The organism is Enterococcus sp. M190262 (genome assembly GCF_005843965.1).
GTDB lineage: Bacteria > Bacillota > Bacilli > Lactobacillales > Enterococcaceae > Enterococcus_D > Enterococcus_D gallinarum.
The window spans coordinates 1,031,403-1,055,808 of the sequence record NZ_CP040461.1 but is presented as its reverse complement, the minus strand read 5'-3'; the positions used below and the strand labels follow the sequence as shown (position 1 = coordinate 1,055,808).

General features: G+C 38.2%; 23 protein-coding genes and 1 other annotated feature. Of the genes, 4 read left to right on the top strand and 19 right to left on the bottom strand.

Annotation, left to right across the window (positions count from 1 at the left end; genetic code table 11):
• Window positions 1-231: 231 nt before the first annotated feature.
• Genes FE005_RS04895 through treR form a run of 3 tightly spaced genes read left to right on the top strand, consistent with a single transcriptional unit; the run spans window position 232 to window position 4,294 of the window.
• The gene (locus FE005_RS04895; RefSeq protein ID WP_138371397.1) at window positions 232-2,859 is read left to right on the top strand and encodes a glycoside hydrolase family 65 protein; all 2,628 of its coding nucleotides are present in this window, start codon (window positions 232-234) and stop codon (window positions 2,857-2,859) included.
• Between the two features lie 14 nt (window positions 2,860-2,873).
• On the top strand, window positions 2,874-3,524 hold the full coding sequence (gene pgmB / locus FE005_RS04890; RefSeq protein WP_003128987.1) for a beta-phosphoglucomutase: 651 nt from the start codon (window positions 2,874-2,876) through the stop codon (window positions 3,522-3,524).
• A 53-nt stretch (window positions 3,525-3,577) separates the two neighbouring features.
• Window positions 3,578-4,294, top strand: coding sequence for a trehalose operon repressor (gene treR / locus FE005_RS04885; RefSeq protein ID WP_003128986.1), 717 nt, complete (start codon window positions 3,578-3,580; stop codon window positions 4,292-4,294).
• A gap of 108 nt (window positions 4,295-4,402) precedes the next feature.
• Here the strand turns inward: treR and rny are convergent, their stop codons facing one another.
• The 7 genes from rny to FE005_RS04850 form a co-directional block, all read right to left on the bottom strand.
• Window positions 4,403-5,977 carry a ribonuclease Y gene (gene rny, locus FE005_RS04880; RefSeq protein WP_029487351.1) on the bottom strand — a complete coding sequence of 525 codons (1,575 nt, stop codon included), beginning with the start codon at window positions 5,975-5,977 and terminating at the stop codon, window positions 4,403-4,405.
• A gap of 251 nt (window positions 5,978-6,228) precedes the next feature.
• Window positions 6,229-7,275 (bottom strand): recombinase RecA, encoded by a 1,047-nt coding sequence (gene recA, locus FE005_RS04875; RefSeq protein ID WP_003128984.1) that lies wholly within the window; start codon window positions 7,273-7,275, stop codon window positions 6,229-6,231.
• Between the two features lie 103 nt (window positions 7,276-7,378).
• Entirely contained in the window at window positions 7,379-8,617 is a 1,239-nt protein-coding gene (locus FE005_RS04870; protein WP_138371396.1) for a competence/damage-inducible protein A, read from the bottom strand.
• Window positions 8,618-8,699: 82 nt separating this feature from the next.
• The gene (gene pgsA, locus FE005_RS04865; protein ID WP_005473048.1) at window positions 8,700-9,281 is read right to left on the bottom strand and encodes a CDP-diacylglycerol--glycerol-3-phosphate 3-phosphatidyltransferase; all 582 of its coding nucleotides are present in this window, start codon (window positions 9,279-9,281) and stop codon (window positions 8,700-8,702) included.
• A 111-nt stretch (window positions 9,282-9,392) separates the two neighbouring features.
• A complete protein-coding gene (locus FE005_RS04860) occupies window positions 9,393-10,298 on the bottom strand; it encodes a RodZ domain-containing protein (RefSeq protein ID WP_003128979.1) in 906 nt (301 codons plus the stop codon).
• A 332-nt stretch (window positions 10,299-10,630) separates the two neighbouring features.
• On the bottom strand, window positions 10,631-11,929 hold the full coding sequence (locus FE005_RS04855) for a pitrilysin family protein (protein ID WP_081131856.1): 1,299 nt from the start codon (window positions 11,927-11,929) through the stop codon (window positions 10,631-10,633).
• A complete protein-coding gene (locus FE005_RS04850) occupies window positions 11,922-13,190 on the bottom strand; it encodes a pitrilysin family protein (protein ID WP_003128975.1) in 1,269 nt (422 codons plus the stop codon). Before FE005_RS04850 ends, FE005_RS04855 begins: the two co-directional genes overlap by 8 nt.
• A gap of 149 nt (window positions 13,191-13,339) precedes the next feature.
• On the opposite strand from FE005_RS04850, the gene mscL reads away from it, so the two are divergent.
• Window positions 13,340-13,783 carry a large conductance mechanosensitive channel protein MscL gene (mscL, locus tag FE005_RS04845; protein WP_005473052.1) on the top strand — a complete coding sequence of 148 codons (444 nt, stop codon included), beginning with the start codon at window positions 13,340-13,342 and terminating at the stop codon, window positions 13,781-13,783.
• 128 nt (window positions 13,784-13,911) lie between these two features.
• Here mscL and FE005_RS04840 read toward each other — a convergent pair whose 3' ends face one another.
• From FE005_RS04840 to FE005_RS04780, 12 genes are all read right to left on the bottom strand, one after another.
• Window positions 13,912-14,349 (bottom strand): GNAT family N-acetyltransferase, encoded by a 438-nt coding sequence (locus FE005_RS04840; protein WP_003128973.1) that lies wholly within the window; start codon window positions 14,347-14,349, stop codon window positions 13,912-13,914.
• Window positions 14,350-14,421: 72 nt separating this feature from the next.
• Window positions 14,422-14,667 (bottom strand): Veg family protein, encoded by a 246-nt coding sequence (locus FE005_RS04835; protein WP_003128972.1) that lies wholly within the window; start codon window positions 14,665-14,667, stop codon window positions 14,422-14,424.
• A gap of 87 nt (window positions 14,668-14,754) precedes the next feature.
• Window positions 14,755-15,315 carry a sigma-70 family RNA polymerase sigma factor gene (locus FE005_RS04830; RefSeq protein WP_003128971.1) on the bottom strand — a complete coding sequence of 187 codons (561 nt, stop codon included), beginning with the start codon at window positions 15,313-15,315 and terminating at the stop codon, window positions 14,755-14,757.
• A 94-nt stretch (window positions 15,316-15,409) separates the two neighbouring features.
• On the bottom strand, window positions 15,410-15,928 hold the full coding sequence (locus FE005_RS04825) for an NYN domain-containing protein (RefSeq protein WP_005473058.1): 519 nt from the start codon (window positions 15,926-15,928) through the stop codon (window positions 15,410-15,412).
• Window positions 15,925-16,752 (bottom strand): 23S rRNA (guanosine(2251)-2'-O)-methyltransferase RlmB, encoded by an 828-nt coding sequence (rlmB, locus tag FE005_RS04820; protein ID WP_003129276.1) that lies wholly within the window; start codon window positions 16,750-16,752, stop codon window positions 15,925-15,927. The genes FE005_RS04825 and rlmB overlap by 4 nt, the downstream gene beginning before the upstream one ends.
• A complete protein-coding gene (locus tag FE005_RS04815; protein ID WP_003129275.1) occupies window positions 16,700-17,140 on the bottom strand; it encodes a Mini-ribonuclease 3 in 441 nt (146 codons plus the stop codon). Before FE005_RS04815 ends, rlmB begins: the two co-directional genes overlap by 53 nt.
• Window positions 17,137-18,546, bottom strand: coding sequence for a cysteine--tRNA ligase (gene cysS / locus FE005_RS04810; protein WP_103300717.1), 1,410 nt, complete (start codon window positions 18,544-18,546; stop codon window positions 17,137-17,139). Before cysS ends, FE005_RS04815 begins: the two co-directional genes overlap by 4 nt.
• Window positions 18,530-19,075 (bottom strand): serine O-acetyltransferase EpsC, encoded by a 546-nt coding sequence (epsC, locus tag FE005_RS04805; protein ID WP_003129273.1) that lies wholly within the window; start codon window positions 19,073-19,075, stop codon window positions 18,530-18,532. Before epsC ends, cysS begins: the two co-directional genes overlap by 17 nt.
• Before the next feature lie 67 nt (window positions 19,076-19,142).
• Window positions 19,143-19,338, bottom strand: a binding site (T-box leader).
• Window positions 19,335-20,792, bottom strand: a complete 1,458-nt coding sequence (gene gltX / locus FE005_RS04795; protein WP_103300718.1) for a glutamate--tRNA ligase — start codon at window positions 20,790-20,792, stop codon at window positions 19,335-19,337. Its footprint overlaps the feature before it by 4 nt.
• A gap of 177 nt (window positions 20,793-20,969) precedes the next feature.
• Window positions 20,970-22,097 carry a PIN/TRAM domain-containing protein gene (locus FE005_RS04790; RefSeq protein WP_103300719.1) on the bottom strand — a complete coding sequence of 376 codons (1,128 nt, stop codon included), beginning with the start codon at window positions 22,095-22,097 and terminating at the stop codon, window positions 20,970-20,972.
• Window positions 22,098-22,300: 203 nt separating this feature from the next.
• On the bottom strand, window positions 22,301-23,671 hold the full coding sequence (gene radA, locus FE005_RS04785; protein ID WP_003129268.1) for a DNA repair protein RadA: 1,371 nt from the start codon (window positions 23,669-23,671) through the stop codon (window positions 22,301-22,303).
• 52 nt (window positions 23,672-23,723) lie between these two features.
• Window positions 23,724-24,233: a dUTP diphosphatase gene (locus FE005_RS04780; RefSeq protein WP_005473067.1), complete on the bottom strand. Its 510-nt coding sequence runs from the start codon at window positions 24,231-24,233 to the stop codon at window positions 23,724-23,726.
• Between the last annotated feature and the right edge of the window lie 173 nt (window positions 24,234-24,406).

The window sequence follows — 24,406 nt, the reverse complement described above, 5'->3', positions numbered from 1 at the left end:
TTTTTCACTAAAGACATTTGTGAAAAATAATCATTCAGAACACGCTTTATTTTTGTTGGTAAAAAAGGATTTTCATTCAAAAAGATAAACTTTTAGCAAATAAAAAAAACAAATCACTTTCATTTAACTTTACACAATAATTTAAAAAAACAGCCTTATTAAATTGAAAAAGCTTACAATATCGGTTATAATCATTTTGCATGTATAGACAAGTAGAAAGGAGAGAATACTGTGAACAAAATTGAGATCACTAATGATCAATGGCTATTGACCGACCACATGGGTGCTATATTCACGTTTACAGGAACCACCAATGAACGAATAGCAGCATTAAAGAAACAATTGGAAAAGAATCAAGAAGGAGGAATCCTTTCCGACTTATTCGTCTTTACTAACGAAGAAGGAACCTTTTCATTAGATCAATGGTTAACCGAAAAATTAAATCGAGCGTTTGTATGTGGAACTGAAGAAAGCTTTGAAGAGAAGCGCTTGGAGATTCCTTGGCAATTAGAATATTATGGCTATACTCCTGGCAAAGATGAGTACTCCGTTGAATCACTATTGACAGTAGGAAATGGCTTTATAGGGTTGCGTGGTACCACACCAGAAATGGAGATTTCCGATGCCAATTATCCTGGGCTTTATTTAGCAAGTCTCTATAATACGGCGGAGTCAGAGGTGTCTGATCGTACCATTACAAATGAGGACTTCGTCAATGCACCAAATCTGCAAAAAATTTATTTAGTCATTGACAACGAAAAAATCGATATCGCACAAAATACACTTTTATCTTTTAAGCGTCAATTAAATTTAAAAACTGGATTATTTACCTCCTTCGCTGAAATCGAAACACAAACTAAAAAGCAATTACGAATTGAAACACAAAAAATTGCTAATATGGAAAATAGTCATCACTACTCCATCCTTTACCGCTTTACTCCACTTAATTTTACCGGAGAAATCGACGTGATAAGTGAAGCAGATGGTTCGGTCTACAATTATAATGTTGCACGCTATCGAAGCTTGACAAACAAACACTTGACCATTCAAACAACGGAGTATTTTAAGAGCAAAGCTCTGCTCATTGCCCGTACAAATCAGTCTGACATTACGGTTTGCCAAGCATCACAATTATTTTCTGATGACTTTTCTCTTGAAACATTAAAATCAGAAAAAACGGCAGAAAAAGTAATTCAAAAATTAACAATTTCTGCGGAGAAAAATAGAACTTATACTTTAGAAAAATCAGTTACTGTTGCTAAATATCAAATGGGAGAACAAACAACTACTAGCAAGCTGGCACTTCTTTCACTACCACGGTTTAAAGAAATGTATGCTGAATCCAAAGAAGCTTGGCGCAAACTATGGGAGAATGCAGCCATTACCATTGATGGGGATCTCATGTCACAAAAAATGCTGAATCTTCACACATACCATCTATTAGTGTCAGCAGCACCCAACGCCTATGAGCAATCTCTTGATGCTAGTATCACAGCCCGTGGTCTCCATGGCGAGGCTTACCGTGGTCATATTTTTTGGGATGAATTATTCATCATACCTTTTTATATTCTTCATTTTCCTAAAACCGCCAGAGAGATCTTGCTTTACCGCTATCAGCGCTTAACGGCAGCCAAGAAAGCAGCCAAAGAAGCCGGATACCAAGGCGCAATGTTTCCATGGCAATCTGGTTTAGATGGAACAGAACAGTCACAAGAACTTCATTTGAATCCTATCAGTGGTGAGTGGAAAGAAGACCATAGCCGATTGCAACGTCACGTTTCTTTAGCGATTGCCTATAATGTATGGCAGTACTGGCATAACGTTCGTGACCGATCTTTTATGGAGCAATACGGTTTAGAATTAATTTTAGAAATTGCTCATTTTTGGCAGAGTGCTGCTACTTTGGATTCTGTCACAGGCCGTTACTCAATCGAAGGTGTCATGGGACCAGATGAATTTCATGAAAGCTATCCCAACAGTCAAAAAGGTGGGTTGAAAAATAATGCATATACCAATATGATGGTAGTGTGGTTGTTTGAAGAAGTGGAAAAATTACGCAACCAACTTTCACCAGAAATCTTTCAAAGTGTAGCAGCTAAAGTGCAGCTTTCAAAGGACAATTTCTCACAAATGTCCGATATTCGTAAAAATTTAAGTTTAGAAATTAATCCCGAAGGAATTATTGCACAATTTGAAGGCTATTTTGATTTAAAAGACTTAGACTGGGATCATTATAGAGAAAAATATGGGAACATTTATCGTATGGATCGTATTTTAAATGCTGAAGGAAAAAGCGCCGATGCATACAAAGTTGCCAAACAAGCTGACAGCCTAATGATTTTTTACAATTTTTCAACAGCGCAAGTGCATCAAATCTTAGATGATCTTACTTACCGCTTACCCGAAGATTATGTAGAAAAAAACTTGCATTATTATTTGACCAGAACTTCTCATGGCTCTACACTCTCTCGAGTTGTACATTCTCAATTGGCAGCAATGGTTGATCAGCAAGATCTCGCTTGGTCTTTATATCAAGAGGCTCTCTATTCAGATTATCGCGATATTCAAGGAGGAACCACTGCCGAAGGAATTCATGCGGGTGTAATGGCGGCAACTCTCTATATTCCGCTGACGACATTTGCGGGAATCGATTTTCGGGAAGATGTGATGCGTATTGATCCAAATCTGCCTAAGCAATGGCAAAATATTCAATTTAATATTCAAGTCAGAGGTATTAATTATCACTTTAATGTTACACATGAAACATTGACAGTTGTAGCTGACCAAAATACAACGATCATTCTTTCTGGCGCTACTCATGAATTAAAAGCCAATAAAGAACAATCTATCAACTATTAAAGGAGAGTAACATAATGAAAAAAGGGTTTGTTTTTGATTTAGATGGTGTGATTACAGACACAGCCAAATATCACTATATCGCATGGAAAGAACTAGCCGCTGAAATCGGTATTGAAATCGACTTAAAATTCAACGAACAACTAAAAGGGATTAGTCGTATGGATTCCTTAGAGCGTATTTTAACCTTAGGAAATAAAAATGATGCTTATAGTTCAGAAGAAAAAGATGCTTTAGCAAGCAAAAAAAACACTCACTATGTTCAATTACTTCAAAGTCTGACTCCGGATGACCTTCTTCCGGGTGTCAAAACTTTTCTAGAAGAAGCAAAACACAAGGGGATTCCTTGTGCTATCGCATCGGCATCTAAAAATGCGCCATTTATTTTAGATAAATTGGGTGTCATGCAGGATTTTGATGTAATCGTTGACCCAGCCACACTTTCTAAAGGTAAACCAGATCCAGAAATCTTTATCCAAGCTGCAAAAGGGCTGAACATTAAACCTAGTGATGCAGTTGGTTTTGAAGATGCCCAAGCAGGTATTGATGGCATTAAGGCAGCTGGCATGTATGCAGTTGGTGTCTATTCTGGTGAAGAACTGCATGGAGCTGACACAATCGTCGAAAAACTGACGGATCTTTCAATTGATGAATTATTGGCCAAATAGCCGATTGCTTTTCAAAAATGCCCTCGCTATAATAGGCAAGAGGAGGCAATCCCATGAATAAATTCAAAGAGATATTTTTGGATCTTGAACAAAAGATACTGTCAAACGAATACCCGCCACACTCTCTTTTACCTAGTGAGAACCAATTAATCAAAATGTACAGTGTTTCTCGTGAAACGGTTCGAAAAGCCTTGAATCTTTTAAAAAATGCTGGCTACATTCAAAAAAAACAAGGAAAAGGTTCAATCGTTTTAGATCTGAATCGTTTTGACTTTCCTATTTCTGGTCTAACTAGTTTTAAAGAATTACAAGATACTCAACGTATTCCTAGTGAAACAAAAGTAGTTGAAATTCGTAAGATCGCCGTTTCACCAAAATTACATGGTATTACTGATTGGCCAGTTGCTTCTGAAGCTTGGAAATTGGTACGTCAAAGAAAGATTGATGGTGAAGTTGTCATTCTAGATAAAGATTATTTAGATGCTTCGATTATTGAAGAATTGCCTGAACGTCGAGCACAAGACTCGATCTATGATTACTTTGAAAATGATCTTGGACTTGAAATTGCCTATGCACAAAAAGAAATTACCGTGGATCCAGTCAATAAAGAATTAAGAGATTTAATGGACCTTCATCCTGATGATCAACATGTTGTTACTGTACGTAGTTTGGTTTATCTTGAAGACACACGCTGTTTTGAATACACTGAATCGATACATCGCTTAGATAAGTTTCGATTTGTAGACTTTGCGCGCAGAAGAAAAATCTAACCTCTCTTAAGTACTAGGCGGCTTTGATTAATTTTAATCCTGCTAACGAGGGCTAAACTATTTGATAAAAAAGAACCTTGGCTTTAAAAGCCAAGGTTCTTTTTTAAGCTATTTAGCGTAATCAGTTGCTCGCGTTTCACGAATAACCGTTACTTTGATATGTCCTGGATAATCAAGATCATCTTCAATTTTTTTGCGGATATCACGTACTAGACGAACCGCATCTAAATCGGAGATCTCTTCTGGCTTAACCATAACTCGTACTTCTCGTCCTGCTTGTACAGCAAAACTTGAATCTACACCTTTGAAGCCATTCGCAATATTTTCTAAGTTTTGTAAACGACGGATATAGTTTTCCAACGATTCGCTACGTGCACCTGGTCTAGCAGCGGATAAAGCATCTGCTGCAGCTACCAGCACAGAGATAACTGAAGTAGCTTCTACGTCTCCATGGTGGGATGCAATTGCGTTAATGACTACAGGATTTTCTTTATATTTGGCAGCAAGTTCAGCACCAATCTCAACGTGTGAGCCTTCAATTTCATGATCAAGTGCTTTCCCAATATCATGCAGCAGTCCAGCACGTTTTGCTAACTGAATGTCTTCACCTAATTCAGCAGCTAGAACACCCGAAAGTTTTGCCACTTCAATTGAGTGATTCAATACGTTTTGTCCATAACTGGTTCTAAAGCGTAAACGTCCCAATATCTTGATCAAATCAGGATGTAGGGTATGTGCACCGACTTCAAAGGCTGCTTGTTCCCCATATTCACGGATGTGTTCATCCATTTCTTTGCGGGATTTCTCAACCATCTCTTCAATACGTGCAGGATGGATCCGTCCATCTTGGATCAGTTTCTCTAATGTCATTCGTGCAATCTCTCGACGGATTGGATCGAATCCTGATAGTACAACTGCTTCTGGTGTGTCATCGATAATCAGATCAATACCGGTCAATGTTTCCAATGTCCGAATATTGCGTCCTTCTCGTCCAATGATTCGACCTTTCATCTCGTCATTTGGTAATGATACGACAGATACTGTTGTTTCTGATACTTGATCTGCAGCACAACGTTGAATTGCTAGTGACAATAAGTTTTTCGCTTTACGATCTGCTTCTTCTTTTGCACGTTGCTCTGATTCTTTTACCATAATCGTTAATTCATGATTCAATTCTTCTTCCGTTGATTTCATGATCAACTCTTTGGCTTCCTCTCTAGACAAAGCCGCAATACGCTCTAATTCTTGCTGTTGCCCATCGATTAGTTTTTCTACTTCTTTTTCTCGCTCGTCAATTAATTGTTGTTTCTCACTAAGTCTGTTTTCTTTTTCTTCCAGTGAGTGCTCTCGTTTTTCCAAAGAATCATCTTTGCGATCAAGTACTTGTTCTCTTTGGAGCAAGCGATTTTCTTGTGATTTTAAATCAAGTTTGCTTTCTTTCAACTCACTTTCAATCTCTGACCGATAACGCTGATTTTCTTCCTTAGCTTCTAACAATGCTTCTTTTTTTAGAGTTTCTGCTTCTTTTTTAGCGCTTTCGATAATTCCAGTTGCAGAATTTTGCGCGCCATTGATCTCTTTTTCGTGACGAGATTTGGTCACAAAAACTCCTAATCCAAGACCGACAATTAAACCGATGATAGCGAGGAGAATGTAAAGTAGTTCCAATGAATCCACCTCCATACTATCTTTTACAATATTTTGTAGTTTTGATAAACAAATTAAAATAAATTATCAAGTTGCCTACTGCTATGTGGAAACCCACATAAGTTTATTCTAATGTTTGTACACAAGAGTGTCAACTTTAAATCCTATGTATATCACCTCCTGTAGGTTTCATTTTAACGTGCAGTTTTTATGAGCAGATCTGTTATTACTGTACAAAAAAAGCCAAACACTTGAATGTTTGGCTTCTTCTTTATCGTTAAACGATCTTATTCGTCTAATGGTAGTTCTTCTTGCGCATCTTCTGTTTCAATGACCGTTTCTCCAGTACCAATGCCGTACGCATCGCGAACACGAGCAGAAACTTCCATCATCATTTCTTGATGTTCACGCATATAGTTTTTCGCGTTTTCCCGCCCCTGACCAATGCGATCTCCTTTATAAGCATACCAAGCACCGCTCTTATCAACAATGTCTTGCTCTACTGCCATATCAAGCAACTCTCCCTCTTGAGAGATTCCTTGTCCATACATCATGTCTACTTCAGCAACTTTAAAAGGTGGCGCTACTTTATTTTTGACAACTTTGATTTTTGTCCGGTTTCCGATAATGTCTGTCCCGGATTTTAATTGTTCTGCACGTCGTACCTCTAATCGAATCGTCGAATAGAATTTAAGCGCACGTCCACCAGGAGTTGTTTCAGGATTACCGAACATGATCCCAACTTTTTCACGAATTTGATTGATAAAAATCGCAATTGTTTTGGTCTTATTGATTGATCCAGATAATTTACGCAATGCTTGAGACATCAACCGGGCTTGAAGACCAACGTGGGTATCACCCATCTCACCATCGATCTCAGCTCTTGGTACCAAAGCGGCAACCGAGTCGATAACAACAATATCGACAGCTCCACTTGATACTAAAGCATCAGCGATCTCAAGACCTTGCTCACCTGTATCGGGCTGAGATAGCAGCAAATCATCGATATTTACACCCAATTTTTGTGCATATTGAGGATCTAATGCATGTTCTGCATCAATAAAGGCTGCTGTTCCGCCACCTTTTTGAACTTCAGCGATTGCGTGTAAAGCAACTGTCGTTTTACCAGAACTTTCTGGTCCATATACTTCAACAATACGTCCACGTGGATAACCACCCACACCTAAAGCAACATCCAAAGCCAATGAACCACTTGGAATCGTCGAAATTTGTTGATCGACTTTCTCACCAAGTTTCATAATGGCACCTTTACCATAGTTCTTTTCAATCTTTTTCAGTGCAGCATCTAAAGCTGCTTTACGATCATCTGCCAAACGGATAATCCCCCTTATTTTCTTCACTTTCGTGTGTCAATTACTATGTTAATAATAGTCCTTCTTTTAAAAAAATGCAAGAAAAAACGAACAAACATTCGCATTATCTTAACAATTCCTTACGTAATAGATCTAATCCTGCCATTACTGCACTATGACGAACGTATGCACGATCTCTGGAAAAATGATAGCACTTGCTTTTCACACCTTCATTGGTTGCTAAAGCAATCCAGACCGTTCCTGGGCGTTGATTCTCAAGCTCATCTGGTCCAGCTACCCCGGTAAAAGAAAGGGCATAATCCGCTTTTTCTTTGGCTTGGGCAGCAAGCGCCATCGCTTCTGCACATTCCTTGCTGACAGTTCCATAAGCTGTTAGCAAGTCTTCATTGATTCCTAGCATCTTACTTTTTGTCTCTTTAGCATAAGTCACATAACCACCAGAAAATACACGGGACACGCCTGAGATGTCTCCCAGCGTCGCTTGAAAGAGTCCCGCTGTCAAACTCTCCGCAGCCGTCACAGTTTTTTTCTTTTCTTTCAGCATATCAACAACTACTTCAGCTAATGATGTATGCTCTCCATATCCATAAAAATATTCGCCCACTCTTGCTTGGATTTGTTGTTCTAATTCATCTAGTTTGGCTTGTCCTGCCGATTCATCCGTAGTTTTCACCGTCAAACGCAAGGTTACTTCATTGGGTTTAGCGTACGGTGCGACCGTTGGGTTCTTCTGAGAATCAATTAGATCGGCAAGTTCAGTTACTAGTGCGGATTCTCCAATTCCATAAAATCGCAATACTCGAGAAATCAACTGTTCTTCTGATGAAAACTCTGTCTGCAAAATTGGACGGGCTTGTTGGATAAACATAGGTTTCAGTTCACTTGGTGGTCCAGGCAACAGGAGATATACCGCTGTAGCTGTTCGGTAGAAGATACCGATTGCTAACCCAGTTGCATTAGGTAACGCTGTACCATCTTTGAATACCAACGTCTGCCTCAAATTATTTTCTGTCATAAAACGCTGACCATTTTTGAAAAAGGTCAGCATTTGCTCATACCCTGCTTCGTCACGAACGAGCTCTTGACCGACATGCTGTGCAACGATTTGTTTGGTTAAATCATCTTCTGTAGGTCCGAGACCACCGCAAAATACGATCAAGTCACTGCGATTCTCGGCAAGTGTTACTAGCTCTTCCAAACGCTTTGGATTGTCCCCTACAACACTATGATAGTAAACTTCGATTCCTAAACTAGCTAATTCTTCTGATAAGAAAGTTGCATTGGTATTCACCACCTGTCCCAAAAGCAATTCGGTCCCTACTGCAATAATCTCTGCCTTCATTTCATTACTCCTTCATTATCAACTACGTTGTAATTGATTTTTTTTACAAAAAAAGTTCAGAATTCCTCTGAACTTTTAGAAATTACATTGAACCTTTAAAAACACTGGCATTTTTAATGAAATAATCGATTCCAGAATAAATTGTAAAGATCAAACATACATACAACATGATTTGATCCAATGGAATGCCTATGAGTGAAAAAGGAAGATTGTTAATAAATAAGAAAATAATGGCAACCATTTGTGTTGCTGTTTTGATTTTACCAGGCCAAGCAGCAGCAAGAACTTCACCATGATGCTCTACTAACAAGAGCCTTAAACCGGTGACTGCTAACTCTCGACAAATGATGATAGAGACTACCCAAGCTGGAGCCTTATCCAATTCGACTAACATAATAAATGCAGTCATTACCAGCATTTTGTCCGCTAAGGGATCGGCAAATTTCCCAAAATTGGTAACCAATCCTCTGGAACGAGCAATCTTACCATCCAGCCAATCCGTAATGCTTGCAACAGCAAATAGAATGGCTGCTATCAGATGTGTTGTGAGTAAATCGACGCCTCCAACGTCCAATGTTCCTAAATCGATTGGCAACGCCAAAACTAAAATAAATATAGGAATCATTATGATGCGTAATACAGTTAATTGATTAGGTAAATTCAAAAAATTTGCTCCTCTCTGACAAATATTGTACGAAAAAAACGGAAATCATGCTACTACAGCACTTGCCATAGGAACAATGTTATCTTTCTAACTAATTAATCGTTCTTCTGATCAGTTTGTTTCTTGATACTCAATCGCTAAATGCACATTTTTTTGGAGCAATTTATACTGAGGATCATCGAAATCAATTTTTTGCCCGTTTGCCGCAATCTGGATATTTTGACTTGCACCAAGTACAATGGTTGCATTGGTTGCATTTTCTGGCAATGTCGTCGATTGGACTTCGCCCGCTTGTAAAGTATATTGGTAGACATACGCATTGTCTACAAGAATGCCTACCCAACACGAGGCATCTAATCCAGTTAACTCTAATTTAATTGGATTCGTCGCATCTTTAATTGAAATGCTGATATCTGATTGGGAAGATTCCCCTTTGGTCATAGTCATTTCTTTCTCACTAGATTCTGTGCTGCTAGAAGATTGAGTCTCTGACTCGCTCGTTTCTTTGCTTGCTGTCGATTCCACCGTGCTTGAGGTTGATGTATAGGCTGAATTCTCAACCACCGGTGCCGAACTACCTTGAATCATAGGGGTTGAATGTCTGTCTTGCCAAGCCATATACCCAACAATACAGATAATAGTGACTGCTACTAATCCTAATAAAATCATTGGTAAGTAGCGGGATAAAAACGTTCCGCCTTTTTCCTCTACATGCAAAGCTTTTCTCGATCCGCTTACGGTCTCAGGTTGAGGTCTTTTAGGCAGTGGTTCTGCCAATGTATCTTTTCCATCAAATACAGAAACTAACTTATCTCCGTCCTCACCTACAGCGGCGGCATATTGACGAATAAATGCACGAACATAAAAAGTTCCTGGTAATTGTTCAAAACGATCGGCTTCGATTGCCTCCAAATACCTTTTTTGAACTTTTGTCATTTGCTGTAATTCATCTAATGAAATATGTTTATCTAAACGGGCTTGCCGTAATTTTGCTCCAATCGTAGTTTCGTTGGCCACTCGATCATCTACTCCAGTCTTTACTATTCATTTTATGGAAGGCAAACACTTGGATCGGAAATCCACTTCGTTTCTCCTTGTCATCCTTGGATTGCTTAATTGATAGGTTGTTTATTAAATATAACATTTTTACTCTTGATTTTTCATCATAAATGAAAATTGTTCAATCAGTATCATTTAAAGAATACCATAAAAAAAATTGACTGAGGATAACATTCAAACAAGTCGCAAACAAAATTTAATACTTTTTGATCTCATTACTCATTCTTCTACAAAAACAAGAGCCATCTATCAGAAAATGCATAGACGGCATCTTACACAATGACGATTAATCAGTTAGTTTTAGTTGGTAGCAAGTAAAACCGACTGAATGCTTTTTGATCAATGAATACTTTAGCAGCAGATCGAACATCATTGAGCGTGATTGAACGTATAACATCTGGCAAATCAAAGAGTGTTGTTTCGCCAAATAAGCTTTGTGTAAATTGATTAGCAATAAATTCTAATGAATTGAGAGATTGAAAATATTTACCCAGCATTTTTTTCTTAAGTAACTCAAGATTCTTCTCGTTCATTTCAGGATCATTTTCATAATTCAATAAAATTTCTTCAACCGCTTGAAGCATCTCTTCAGGGTATTCTGCATCTCCAGAAAAATCAGCAAAGTAAAAACTTCGATCCAAACTTACTTCGAAACCAAACGTATCATCAATAATTCCTTGATCATACAACCTTAAGTAATTAGCTGAAGTATTACCTAAAAGTAATTGGAACAATAAATTCAAAGATTGTTTATATCGTAGCAACTCCCGACCTTCCGTCGGACGTTTCTCCATATTCCCTTTGATACCCAAAACACCTTTTGGTCGCGTAACGGGCATCCTCATAATACTTTCTGGAATAATTTCTTGAACGGTTTCTTCCGGAAATTGACGCTTAATTTCTTTTGCTGCAGAAAAAGTTTTTTCTGCCTGGTTTTCTCTGATCCAGTTCATTGTCTCTTCTGGATCGATGTTTCCAACTATGAACAAAGTCATATTGCTTGGGTGGTAGAATGTATGGTAGCACAGATAAAGATCTTCTGCTGTGATGGCTGCTATACTTTCAACAGTCCCAGCAATATCAATGTGAAGCGGATGCTTTGGATATAGATTCTTAATGACACCAAAAAATTGTTGCCAGTTAGGATCATCATCATACATCTGAATTTCTTGCCCAATGATCCCTTTCTCTTTCTCAACCGTTTCTTTCGTAAAATAAGGCATCTGTACAAAATCTAAAAGGGTTTCTAAATTTTTTTGAATTTGATTGGTAGCCGAAAAAAGATAACTCGTTTTTGTGAAGCTAGTAAATGCATTGGCTGATGCTCCATGTTGCCCAAATTTTTGAAAGACATCACCGTCTTCTTTTTCAAAAAGTTTATGCTCTAAGAAATGGGCAATACCATCTGGTACAGTATGCATCGTTTCATTCGCATAACCAAAATGATTATCGATAGAACCATAATCTGTACTAAAAAGACCGTATGTTTTATGAAACCCTTCTTTAGGTAATAAATAAACTGTTAATCCATTGGGTAATATCTCTTTATACAAGACTTCATTTATTTGATTATAATGTTTTTTATTCATGATCAAGCTCCTTATCTAAAAAGAATACGGCTTGAAGTTCGATCTTTTGAGCAATTTTTTGAACATCTGTGACCGATACCTCTTCCAAACGCTGTATAAATTGCTCTTCACTCATTTTAGTATTCGGTACCCACTGATTAAGATATTCTGTTTCAATCAAAGACTGTGGACTATCCAACGATAACAAAAACTGATTTTTAAGCATAGCTTTTGTCTGTGCCAATTCAGCCTCTGTAATTTCTCCTCTTTGTAAACTTTGAAGTTGTTGTTCAATCAAAGTAAAGACTTGATCCCGGTTACTGCCATCAATTCCTGTTTGAACAGATAAATAACCTCGAAATGTATCCACATTACTTGATGCATAGTAAGCTAAGCTCTCTTTTTCTCTAACATTCATAAATAGTTTTGAATGAGGAAATCCGCCAAATAATCCATTAAAAACCATGAGAGAGAAACGTTCCGGTTGATTATAATAAACACCCGTACGATAACCTAAGTTCAGTTTTGCCTGAGTCACAGGCTCTCTAACGATTTTCTCGCGGATAATATTTTCCAAATCTTGACGATAAAAAACAGAAAGATCTTTTTCAGGACGATTTTCAAAGGGGAGATCCTTCATAACTTCAATTACTTGATCTTCTTCGACATCCCCAATCACAAAAATATCTACAGCATCTTCTTTAATCATAGAACTATATGTTTCTGTTAGTTCTTTTGCCGTCACATCTTCCAAATCTTCAGGACGACCAAAACTTGGAAATTTTTGATTGTCACTTTTTGAAAAAAATAATTCTTGTAAGCTTAATGAAGCAAACGCCTGTTTATCCTCAGCAATACTTCTCATATAAGCAATCAAATTGCTTTTTTCGATCGTAAAATTTTTTGATTCAAATTCATCTTGAACAATATTTGGGAAAAAAAGCACTTCTTTCAAAAAAGAAACAGCTTGGGTAAATAGTTCTTCATCAGCAACATATTTTCCGTTGACGAACGACATCGCTGCATTGACTTGATGAAGATCCCCTTTTTTATTAACATTCATGCCAAAGCTTGCTCCATACAATTCTGCCAGTTGCGTACTAAAGGCTGTTTGAGTGGGATAACGCAAACTAGTTGTCTCTAATAAACTCGTCAATAATGTGCGTTTCGCAGCCGTTTCAGCCGCTAATTGCGAAGTAAATCGAATAAAAACACGGATTGTTTTATATTTTTTAGTCGGCAAAACCGTAAGTCGAACATTTTTTTTTAGTTCAATTGCCATAATGCACCTCTTATCCTCTCAAAAATCATCTCTTCAATTATAGCATAATGCAGAATTTTTCCAGAAAAATTACTCATTTTACGGGCGTATATTTTTATAAATCATCGTTTATTCGTTATACTAAGAATAAATTTAAAGGAGGTTTGTTTATGATCAAGGAATTTAAAGAATTTATTTTGCGCGGAAATGTGATTGACTTAGCTGTTGGGGTTGTCATCGGGAGTGCCTTCACAGCGATTGTCACCAGTTTGGTAGAAGGTCTTTTAACACCATTAGTTTCGCTGGTATTTTCATTTTTCGGCAGCGAAGATGCATTTTCAGGGCTTGTTTGGGAGCCTAAAAAAAATGTCGTCTTTAATTTCGGTCAAGTGATTACTGCAATTATTACATTCTTGATTACTGCTTTTGTTCTATTCTTAATCGTTAAAGCTGTGAATAAATTGCGCAATCTTCATCAAAAACCAGTTGAAGAAGAAGAACCAGAAGTTACTGCCGAAGACTATCTTCAAGAAATTCGTGACTTATTGAAAGTACAAACAGAATCCCGTACCAATATCACAACTAATGATATAAACCGTGATCCTTTTAACTAGATAGTTTTTTAGAATGATTCGAACAATAATGGATAGCTCTTGAAATCAGAAAAGCTCTGGCAAATACATGTCAGAGCAGAGAGTTATTCATGATTTGTTCATCTTTTTTTTATAAGTAATGACTGCTTTTATTTCTCTTTTCTCATAACCACATGTAAAATTCCATCTTCATCAAAAGGATCGGAAACAGTGACAAAATTATATTTCCCGTAAAATTTCTGCAAATGCGCTTGAGCTTCGATTTCAATCGGAGCATTTGGATAGAAACGATTTAGTTGTTTGATGATTTCTTGTAGCAATTGATCCCCATGCCCTTGTCCACGGAACAGAGGATTTACTAAAACTCGACCAAAATGAACCGTACCTTCGATAAAATATATCCTTGCATAAGAAACAAGTTGTTGCTGTTCATCAAAAATACAAAGATGTTTAGCAATCAAATCAATTGCATCTACTTCTTGATAGGGACAATTTTGTTCTACGACAAACACTTGAGTACGTAAAGCAGCGATTTGGTGAAATTCTAATCCGGTCATCTCATGCAACTCTTTTATCATAACAATCATTCTACTATCTCCTAACTAATCAATAATAAAAAATACAAAAAAAGAGCTAACATTTTGTCAGCCCTTTTCTGATCAAACAGCTTTTGTTAAAAATTCAATCTCAACCGTTCGAGTAAGAATATCCGAATAACTATAGGAAACACGTTCGAACGAATTTTCGTTTGGATCTAAATCCACGACAAACACAGAAGGGTATGTTTCTGTCAAAACACCACGGCGTTCCGTTTGACGTTTACGCCCAGTTTGAGCAACTAGCATGATTTCACTGCCTATACGACCTTCTAAATCTTTTTTGATTGTTGCTAAAGTTGTTGGCATCGCATTCACCTCAAGCATCAGTATACTATAATTTACAGAAAATTTCAAGTTTACCATAAAATAATTATTCTTTCAATAAGATTTTCTCTAAGGGTTCATAAGAAGCGCTCTCAATTTCTTTTTACCGCGGTTGTAAGCGCTTTTAATTTGTTGCAGTGGAAGTTCTGTTTGTTCTGCGATTTGCTCAAGTTCTAATCCTTTCAAGTAATTCATTATAACGATTTGCTCTAACTTCGAAAATGGCGAATCGTATTTATTCATAGTTTCTTGAAGCATTAAATACTTCTCCGCTTTTTCAGTTTGTTCATTTTGATCGGAGAGAAAATTTGGTCCTTCATGAGAAATTTTTTCTTCAAGAGAAGAAGAATTTAATTGTGCTTTTCTTTTTTGTGCTTGTTGCAACCGTAATAAACTGCAGACGCGATTTTCAAACGAGCGTTTGAACAAAACTCCTAGTGTTGTTCCACGGTTTTCATCATAAGCTTGCAGACATTTGTTAAAAACAATACGGCCTTCTTGCATCCAATCATCTAAATCATAATCTTTGAGATAATATTTTTTGTACATAATCTCGACGATAGGGCGATACTTGAAAAACATTGCTTCAAATTCTTCTGAACTCCTACTGATTGATTCGTTTGATTTCATTTTGTTACGCTCCTTTTATGCTTAATTTTTGGTACAAAAAGAGCGTAACATATTCTTGTTCATTAGTTTCTCATTTAACGAACCATCTTTGTCCCTAACTCAAATCATGCAGTTTTTTTTCTAATTCAGCTAATTGTTCAGGCGTCCAAGGAGAGTTTCTGCGAAAATTTTCAAATTTGATGTCTGTTTGATGCTGATGGATTGCTTCTTCTGTTTTTTCAATACTTTTATAAAGCTCTCGAGCAGAAGTTCGCAACGCACCTTGAGAAAACACAACCCATTGTTCTGCTAAGTCACTCGTTGCAACTGTTACTTGAGTCAAACGGTCATTCAATTCTCCAGCGATGCGTTCGATATAGCTGTCAGCAGTTTCACCTTCTTCAGTAAAGATGACTTGTAACTGATATTTACTATAGCTTTGAGTAACACCGGGAACCAATTGCGCATCAAATACAACAATAATCTTTAATCCTTCGTATTTTGAATAATTGGATAATCGATGCAATAACGCCTCTCTTGCATCTTCTAAACGATCTTGGTTTTTTAATAAGACTAATTCAGGCCAAGCACCAATCATATTATAGCCATCGACGATTAGCAGGGGCGTTTTCATTGCGGCGCCCCATTTCGACTAGTAAAAGCTTGATACATTAATAACCCAGCTGCCACACTAGCATTCAAACTTTGTACATGACCAGTCATCGGAATAGTCAACATCTCATCAACATCTTTTTTCAATCCTTCACTCATTCCTCGACCTTCATTGCCGATAATCAATCCCGCTGCCCCTTGAGCATTCCACAAACGGTAATCAGTTCCTTTCATATCCGTTCCAAAAATCCAAAAACCAGCTTGTTTTAGTTGTTGAATCGCTTGGCTTAAATTGGTGACACGAGCAATCGGAATATGTTCTACAGCACCAGTAGAAGTCTTCACGACTACAGGAGTGATTCCTACTGCACGGTGTTTCGGAATAATGATTCCGTCTACCCCACTAGCATCCGCTGTTCTCAGGATTGAACCAAAATTATGTGGATCCTCTAAATTGTCTAAAATCAAATAGAATGACTGCTCTTTTGTTTGTGCCAATAATTCATCCAGAGATAGGTATTCATAAGGGGTGATCGCTAAAATCACACTTTGATGGACGCCTTGATTGCTCATTTGATCGAGCTTTTGTTTTGGCACCCACTTGACTGGGACAGACTGTGCGCGAGCAGCTTCTTTTAACCCATCGATTTTTTCCCCTCTGGCATCCTCTGCCATAAATAATTTATTCCCGCGTCCTTCTTTCAACGCTTCAATTACCGCATGATAACCGAATACAAAATTCTCATCTATCAATTCAGTTGTTTCTTCACGAAAATTCTTTCTAGTGTGCTGTTTATTTTTTACCGTGTTTTGACGCGACGGTTTTCTTTGTTTCTTTTCCCTCATCTTCTTCCCCTACTTTCTTGATACACCAAGCTACGAGCGTGTCTAAACGATCCTGTTGCTTTGTTAAGTGTAGATACCCAATTAAGGATTCAAAGCCTGTAGCAATGCGATAGGTGGTTACATCAGCATTTTTTGCACTGGTATGGCTTTTACTATTTCGTCCACGACGGTAAAAATCATATTCTTCTTCAGTCATTATTTCTTCATCAAGCATCTTTTGGATCAATGCCGCCTGAGCTTTTGCTGATACATAGTGTGTCGCCATATGATGAAGCTGATTAGGTCTTGTTTGTCCTTGTTCAATCAAATAGTCCCGAATGTATACTTCATAGACCGCGTCCCCAATATAGGCTAACGCTAGTCCGTTCAACTGTTTGTAATCTCTCATGCGTCTCTTCTCCACCGGGTACCTTGCGCTGTGTCTTCCAAGATAATCCCTTTTTCTTTTAGCACATCCCGGATTTCATCGCTTCGGGCAAAATCTCTTGCTTGTCTTGCTTGGATACGTTCTTCGATTAGTTGTTCGATCTCTTCATCTAAAAGTTCCTCACCCACAAAGTAAATCCCAAAGATGGCTAGCCATTCCTTGAATTTTTCAACTGCAGCAGTCAATAATTCTATATCGATTGAAGCACTTTCGCTGTAAGTGTTCAACCATTTTGCAAGTTCATATACTACTGTGATACCATTTGCTGCATTAAAATCGTCATCCATTTCTTGTACAAAACGCTGTTCAAATTCTGCTAAGATGGCATGGTCGGTTCCTTCTGGGGATCCTTCTTTACTATTTTGCAAACGAAATTGTGCATTTTCTAAGGCTGTTCTCAATTTTTGCAGATTTGTTTCTGCCTCTTTCAATGTCGTTTCACTGTATTTGATTGGACGCCGATATTGGGTAGTAGCCAAAAAGAAGCGCAAAACTTGAGGATCAATTTTTTGAACCATTTCATGGACAGTAACGAAATTGCCCAAAGATTTACTCATTTTTTCTTCTTCTTCACCAATCGTGACATAACCATTGTGCATCCAATAATTAGCAAACGTCTTACCCGTTTTCGCTTCACTCTGTGCAATTTCATTTTCATGATGAGGGAAAGTCAGGTCCTGTCCACCTCCATGAATATCTATTGTTTCTCCTAAATGTTTGGTTGCCATAACGGAGCACTCGATGTGCCAACCGGGACGTCCTAGTCCCCATGGTGAATCCCAAGCGATTTCGTTTTCCTTAGCCGCTTTCCACAAAGCAAAATCTAACGGATCTTCTTTGATCTTTTGTTCTTCACCCGTTCGTTGACTGGCCCCAACTTCTAATTCATCAATTGATTGATCACTTAACTGACCATAGTGCTTGAATTTACGTGTACGGTAATACACATCATTATTTGCCATATAGGCGTATCCTTTATCTACTAATACTTGAATAAACGCAATAATGTCTTCGATGTGATCCATTACTCGCGGATTTAATGTAGCTGGTTGAACATTTAAAGCCGCAGTATCTTTATTGAATGCTTCGATAAAACGATCTGCTATTTCTGGAGCAGAAGTTTTCAATTCTTTGGCGGTCCGAATAATTTTGTCGTCAACATCGGTGAAGTTCATTACGTAATCGACTTCATACCCTCTATATTCTAAGTATCTGCGAATCGTGTCAAAAGATACTACACTACGTCCGTTGCCGACGTGGATATAATTGTAAACTGTTGGCCCGCAAACATACATTTTCACCCTACCTTGTTCGAGAGGTTGGAAAACTTCTTTTTTACGTGTTAACGTATTATAAATTTTGATCATCTTGGCTAACCTTCTTTCCTTTGATTCTTACGACTTTGGCTGGTATTCCTACAGCAGTCGCTTCATTTGGGATATCACTAAGAACCACTGCACTAGCACCGATTCTGGCGCTTTCCCCTATTGTGACAGGGCCAAGAATTTGTGCATGAGCTGAAATGAATGCCCCTTTTTTTATGGTCGGGTGGCGTTTCCCTTTTTCTTTACCTGTCCCGCCTAGTGTTACACCGTGAAATAATACGACGTCATCTTCAATAATAGCTGTTTCTCCAATTACAACACCCATCCCGTGATCGATAAATACCCCTTCGCCAATCTGAGCACCAGGATGAATCTCGATGCCTGTCAGAAAACGCCAAAACTGGGATGTGAGTCTAGCTAGAAGAAAGAGTTTTTTTTGAAATAAAAAATGCGACCAGCGATGCCAAAACAATGCGTGAAAGCCCGGATAAGACAATACGATTTCCAGCGTTGATCGAGCTGAAGGGTCATTTTTTTTCGCTGCTGCAATTGCTTTTTGGGTCCAAGTCATCTTCTCACCTGCTTCCCCTATTGATTACTTACATACAAAAAAGCATCTTTCAAATAAGTTTCCTTATTCAAAAGACGCTCAACCACGTGGTTCCACTTTTGTTCACAGAATTTTCTGCCTTGGTGCAGGTAACGTCTGCTGCCGTTTTTGACTTGCGCCAAAACCACTCCTAGGTGCATTTCCTTACTTTTTTTAATCACTCTCACCACCCGTGATCTCTCTTCAAAAAAAAGGTAAGTACTTCGTCTATTCTTCGTGTTTATAATACATTATTTAAATGATCAAGTGCTTTTTCTTTTCCTAGTAATTCTACTGTATCTGGTAATTCTGGTCCGTGCGTTTGTCCTGAGACAGCAACACGAATTGGCATAAACAAGTTTTTACCTTTGATCCCTGTTTCTTTTTGGATCTCTTTGATTGCAGCTTTTACTGTTGGTGCGTCAACGGTAGTCATTGCAGTCAATTTTTCTTTAAAGGCATTGAGTACAGTTGGAACAGTTTCACCCGCCAAGACTTCTTGCGCAGCAGCATCCAATTCAGGATGTTCATTAAAGAATAACTCAGAAACTTCCACAATTTGTGCAGCATAACTCATTTGTGGTTGATATAGTGAGACGATTTTTTTCAGCCATTCTCTTTTTTCTGCGGAAGGCTCTTCTTCAATTCGACCTGCTTTGATTAAATATGGCAAACACATTTCTGTCAACTGATCCAGGTCCATTTGACGCATATAGTGGTTGTTGACCCACTCCAATTTTTTGGCATCAAAAGCCGCTGGTGATTTGCTCAAGCGTTCTGGATCAAACATTTGGATCAATTCAGATTGAGAAAATAACTCATCTTCTCCTACTGGGGACCAACCCAACAATGCGATAAAATTGAACATTGCTTCTGGTAAGTATCCTAATTCACGATACTGCTCAATAAATTGTAAAATTGATTCATCGCGTTTACTTAGCTTTTTACCAGTTTCGCTGTTGATGATCAGTGTCATGTGTCCAAATTGTGGCGCTTGCCAACCAAATGCTTCATAGATCATCAATTGTTTTGGTGTATTAGCAATATGGTCATCGCCCCGCAATACATGTGTGATTTTCATATGATGATCATCAACTGCCACTGCAAAGTTATATGTTGGCATCCCATCGCGCTTTTGAATGACAAAATCGCCGCCTACATTATCTGACTCAAAAACGATCTCACCTTTTACCATATCATGAAACTTATACTCTGTATTTCTAGGAACTCGGAAACGAATAACTGGTTGGATGCCTTGTGCTTCTTTTTCCGCTTGCTCCTCTGGTGTTAGATTAGCGCATTTTCCGCCATAATGAGGCATTTCGCCACGTTCGCGTTGTTCTTCACGCTCTGCTTCTAGCTCTTCTTCTGTACAATAACACTTATAGGCACGATTGCTTGCTAGCAACTGATCAATCAATGGTTGGTACAGCTCACCGCGTTCTGATTGGCGGTACGGTCCGTACTCTCCAGGGTTTGCAGGGGATTCATCCCAATCAATACCCAACCAAGCGAGATTCTCTAGCTGGCTCTTCTCACCATCTTCAATGTTTCTTTTTTGATCCGTATCCTCAATACGGATAATAAATTCGCCATCGTTATGACGTGCAAATAAATAATTAAACAATGCTGTTCGGGCATTTCCGATGTGTAGATGTCCAGTTGGACTTGGAGCATAACGTACTCGCACTTTAGTCATCTTTTTCCTCTTCCTTCATCTGATTTGCAAACAATCCTTTGCTGTTCGGTTCTTACCTTCTAGCTCATAGGGAAAATCTCCGATAATAAAATAGTTCGCTCAGCTAGAATTGTACAATCATTAAGCAAAATAGTAAAGGCAACCGGCGTAAAATCCGCCAATTGCCATTGATTATTGCTAATTTTTTGTGTCTTCCTGATTATCGATTCCACGACTTGAATGAGCCGGTTTAGCAAATATCATTCGTCCCGCAGCTGTCTGCAGTGCGCTCGTAACAACTACTTGGATATGTTCATTCATGTAATGCTGTCCATCTTCAACAACAACCATCGTTCCGTCATCCAAATAAGCGACACCTTGTTGTCTTTCCGTTCCAGCTTTTACAACAAGTACATTCATTGTTTCTCCAGGAATCACTACTGGTTTAACTGCATTCGCAAGAGCGTTGATATTTAACACAGGAACATTTTGAAATTCTGAAACTTTGTTTAAATTATAGTCATTTGTAACCACAATACCATCAAGGATCTTTGCTAATTTGATCAATTTGCTGTCGACCTCAGAAATATCATCGAAGTCACCCTCATACATTTCAACAGCGATACCTTCTTCTTTTTGCAAAGCATTCAAAATATCTAATCCACGTCGACCTCGTACACGTTTCAAGCTGTCTCCTGAATCTGCAATATATTGTAATTCATATAAAACAAAATTGGGAATTAATAGGACCCCTTCAAGAAAACCTGTCTTAGCAATGTCGTAGATACGTCCATCGATGATAACACTCGTATCGAGAATTTTATACTTATGAAAATGATCAGCTATTTTACGATCAAGCATCTGTTGTTCTTCAACAGGTTCTGTTTTCTTGCTTTTAGAAGAAAAGATTTTTTTCCATTCTTCGATTCGAGTCGTGCCAATTTGAAAGCCAAGATATCCCAACAACGCCATTACTAAAATAGGCGCGATTCCGTTAATAAAAGGAATATCCCAATTATAAAAAGGAATCGATACAATGACCCCGATCATTAAACCAATAATTGATCCGATTGCTCCAAATAATAAATAAGTTAGACTCAATTCACTCAATTTTTCTTCAATTTTACGAATTCCAGCTGCAATATATTTCGCTAATAGCAAAGATAATAAAAAGAAAATAAGGGCTCCAAGCAAGCTATTAGTGATATTATTGTTCAGCCATTCATTTTTTGATTGACCAATGGTTTGCCATGCAACAGGCATTAATGAGATACCTAAACTTGCTCCAGCAAGAACCATTAGCGCAGTAATGACTCGTTTCTGCATACACGTTCCTCCAAACTAATTTAGTACGAAGCTGAGACTCATAAACGAAAAAATCTTTTTTAGAAAGAGCTGGACAAAGATAGCACCTTCTGATGCAAATAGTTCTCAATAAACAGTCTTCATTCATTCTTGTTCTGATAATTTCGTTATTTTCGTCTCATCTTCGAATTTATTCTTTTTTTTTAACTAACACCTTATCAGAATTAACGAAAAACTTTTCGTAGGGTTTCCGATAAAGTTGACACACCTTCTACTTCGATACCTTTGGGCGGTTGCCACCCAGTAAGATTATTTTTAGGTAAATATACTTTAGTAAATCCTAATTTTTGCACTTCTTTTACCCGTTGTTCGATCGCATTGACACGTCGAATCTCACCAGTCAACCCAATTTCACCGATAAAACATTCCGTAGGACTCGTACCTTTTTCCTTATAACTTGAGGCTATGCTGACTGCAATTGCTAAATCGATTGCAGGTTCATTTAATTTTACACCACCAGCTGCTTTTAAATAAGCATCTTGATTCTGTAGAAGCAACCCAGCCCGTTTTTCAAGGACCGCCATGATTAATGAAACACGATTAAAATCCAATCCGGTAGTCGTTCGTTTAGCGTTACCAAACATAGTTGGTGTCACCAAAGCTTGGATCTCTACTAAAATCGGTCGACTGCCTTCCATTGCAACAACGATGGCAGAACCCGTAGCGCCTTCTAATCGCTCCTCAAGAAAGACTTGAGAGGGGTTGGCTACTTCTTTCAATCCGCCTGCTTCCATTTCAAAAATCCCAATCTCATTTGTCGAACCAAATCGATTTTTGACGGCACGCAAAATACGGAAGCTGTGATGCTTTTCACCTTCAAAATATAAAACGGTGTCCACCATGTGCTCTAGCATTCGTGGACCAGCAATTGAACCTTCTTTGGTTACATGTCCCACAATAAAAATAGCAATCCCGTTGGTTTTAGCCAGTTTTAGAAGTTCGGCAGTCGTTTCTCGAACCTGACTCACGCTTCCTGCCACACTAGTGATATCTGGTTGTGTCATCGTTTGTATCGAATCTATGATGACATAATCCGGTGTTAGATTTTCGATTGCCTTGCTTATCTCAGACATATCCGTTTCTGGATATAAATAAAATTCCGTATCAATGGCTCCTAAACGCTGGGCACGCATTTTTATCTGCTCTGCACTTTCCTCACCCGAAACATACAATACTTTGCCGCCAATAGCTGCAAGCTGCTGTGAGACTTGCAGTAAAAGAGTCGACTTGCCGATCCCTGGATCACCACCAATCAAAATCAATGATCCCGGAACAACACCACCACCCAAAACTCGGTTTAGCTCTGCTAGTTTGGTCTGTACTCGTGGTTCTTTCTTTGGTATGACATCAGCAATTTTTGTTGGTTGCATCCGTTGTCCCGTAAGAGTGGTCCGTACTCGCCGATCCGTTGTTTCTTGAATCACTTCTTCTACCATCGAATTCCAACTACCACAATTAGGGCACTTCCCTAAATACTTTGGTGAAGAATATCCGCAATTTTGGCAGACAAACTGACTCTTTGCTTTCTTAGCCATTGCAAACCTCCAATTCGTTATCTAGGACTGACTGCATGCGTATATCGAACAATCACAGATCTGAGGAACCAAATCCTCCAGAGCGTGATTGACTGGTTACATCTTGATCCGCTTTTAAAAACGGCAAGAAGATCCCTTGACCAATTCGTTCACCTTTTTTGATGGTTAAATCACTGGGACCAAAATTCGTAAATTGAAACATGATATGCCCTTCATTATCAGAATTATTGTAATAATCACTGTCAATTACTCCGACACCATTTGTTAGTAACAAAAAACGTTTGAGAGGATTGCTCGAACGATTCGTTAATTGTAAATACTCTTCTTTTCCCATATATGATTTGATTCCAGTCGGAACCAGTGTCGGTTTGATTGCTTTTTGAACATCTTTAGCTGTCAACGCTTGGATGCCATTCATCAACCCCGCTTTCCATATACTAGGTATTACGACTTCTTCTGCCGCTTCAAAATCATACCCTGCCGCATGGTGTGTTGCGCGTTGCGGAAGAGCTATATCCTTATCTGCATATGTTGAAACAATTTCAAATCCACGTGTCTTCATCTTTTCCTCCAATTAATAAACATATAGTCATTTTAGCATAGTAACCCTTGTTTTCTTTAATGAAAACAAAATTATCAGAAACTCTTTATATTTTCTTCGCTTCCGCAGTCAAAAAAACGAAGAAAATAGAAAAAGGACATGACGAAAGGCTATTTTGCTAGTACAATAGAAAA

Bases quoted from the DNA above. Each gene is read 5' to 3' on its own strand.
- rny (WP_029487351.1), bottom strand. From the start codon at position 5,977: ATGGAGGTGGATTCATTGGAACTACTTTACATTCTCCTCGCTATCATC.
- pgmB (WP_003128987.1), top strand. From the start codon at position 2,874: ATGAAAAAAGGGTTTGTTTTTGATTTAGATGGTGTGATTACAGACACA.
- epsC (WP_003129273.1), bottom strand. From the start codon at position 19,075: ATGACTTGGACCCAAAAAGCAATTGCAGCAGCGAAAAAAAATGACCCT.
- radA (WP_003129268.1), bottom strand. From the start codon at position 23,671: ATGGCTAAGAAAGCAAAGAGTCAGTTTGTCTGCCAAAATTGCGGATAT.
- FE005_RS04835 (WP_003128972.1), bottom strand. From the start codon at position 14,667: ATGCCAACAACTTTAGCAACAATCAAAAAAGATTTAGAAGGTCGTATA.
- FE005_RS04780 (WP_005473067.1), bottom strand. From the start codon at position 24,233: ATGAAGACACGTGGATTTGAAATTGTTTCAACATATGCAGATAAGGAT.
- FE005_RS04840 (WP_003128973.1), bottom strand. From the start codon at position 14,349: ATGATTGTTATGATAAAAGAGTTGCATGAGATGACCGGATTAGAATTT.
- cysS (WP_103300717.1), bottom strand. From the start codon at position 18,546: ATGATCAAAATTTATAATACGTTAACACGTAAAAAAGAAGTTTTCCAA.
- FE005_RS04830 (WP_003128971.1), bottom strand. From the start codon at position 15,315: ATGAAATCAAACGAATCAATCAGTAGGAGTTCAGAAGAATTTGAAGCA.
- FE005_RS04855 (WP_081131856.1), bottom strand. From the start codon at position 11,929: ATGAATAAAAAACATTATAATCAAATAAATGAAGTCTTGTATAAAGAG.
- FE005_RS04850 (WP_003128975.1), bottom strand. From the start codon at position 13,190: ATGGCAATTGAACTAAAAAAAAATGTTCGACTTACGGTTTTGCCGACT.
- FE005_RS04790 (WP_103300719.1), bottom strand. From the start codon at position 22,097: ATGCAGAAACGAGTCATTACTGCGCTAATGGTTCTTGCTGGAGCAAGT.
- rlmB (WP_003129276.1), bottom strand. From the start codon at position 16,752: ATGAGGGAAAAGAAACAAAGAAAACCGTCGCGTCAAAACACGGTAAAA.
- mscL (WP_005473052.1), top strand. From the start codon at position 13,340: ATGATCAAGGAATTTAAAGAATTTATTTTGCGCGGAAATGTGATTGAC.
- FE005_RS04815 (WP_003129275.1), bottom strand. From the start codon at position 17,140: ATGAGAGATTACAAACAGTTGAACGGACTAGCGTTAGCCTATATTGGG.
- FE005_RS04825 (WP_005473058.1), bottom strand. From the start codon at position 15,928: ATGAAAACGCCCCTGCTAATCGTCGATGGCTATAATATGATTGGTGCT.
- gltX (WP_103300718.1), bottom strand. From the start codon at position 20,792: ATGACTAAAGTGCGAGTACGTTATGCTCCAAGTCCAACTGGACATCTA.
- FE005_RS04870 (WP_138371396.1), bottom strand. From the start codon at position 8,617: ATGAAGGCAGAGATTATTGCAGTAGGGACCGAATTGCTTTTGGGACAG.
- treR (WP_003128986.1), top strand. From the start codon at position 3,578: ATGAATAAATTCAAAGAGATATTTTTGGATCTTGAACAAAAGATACTG.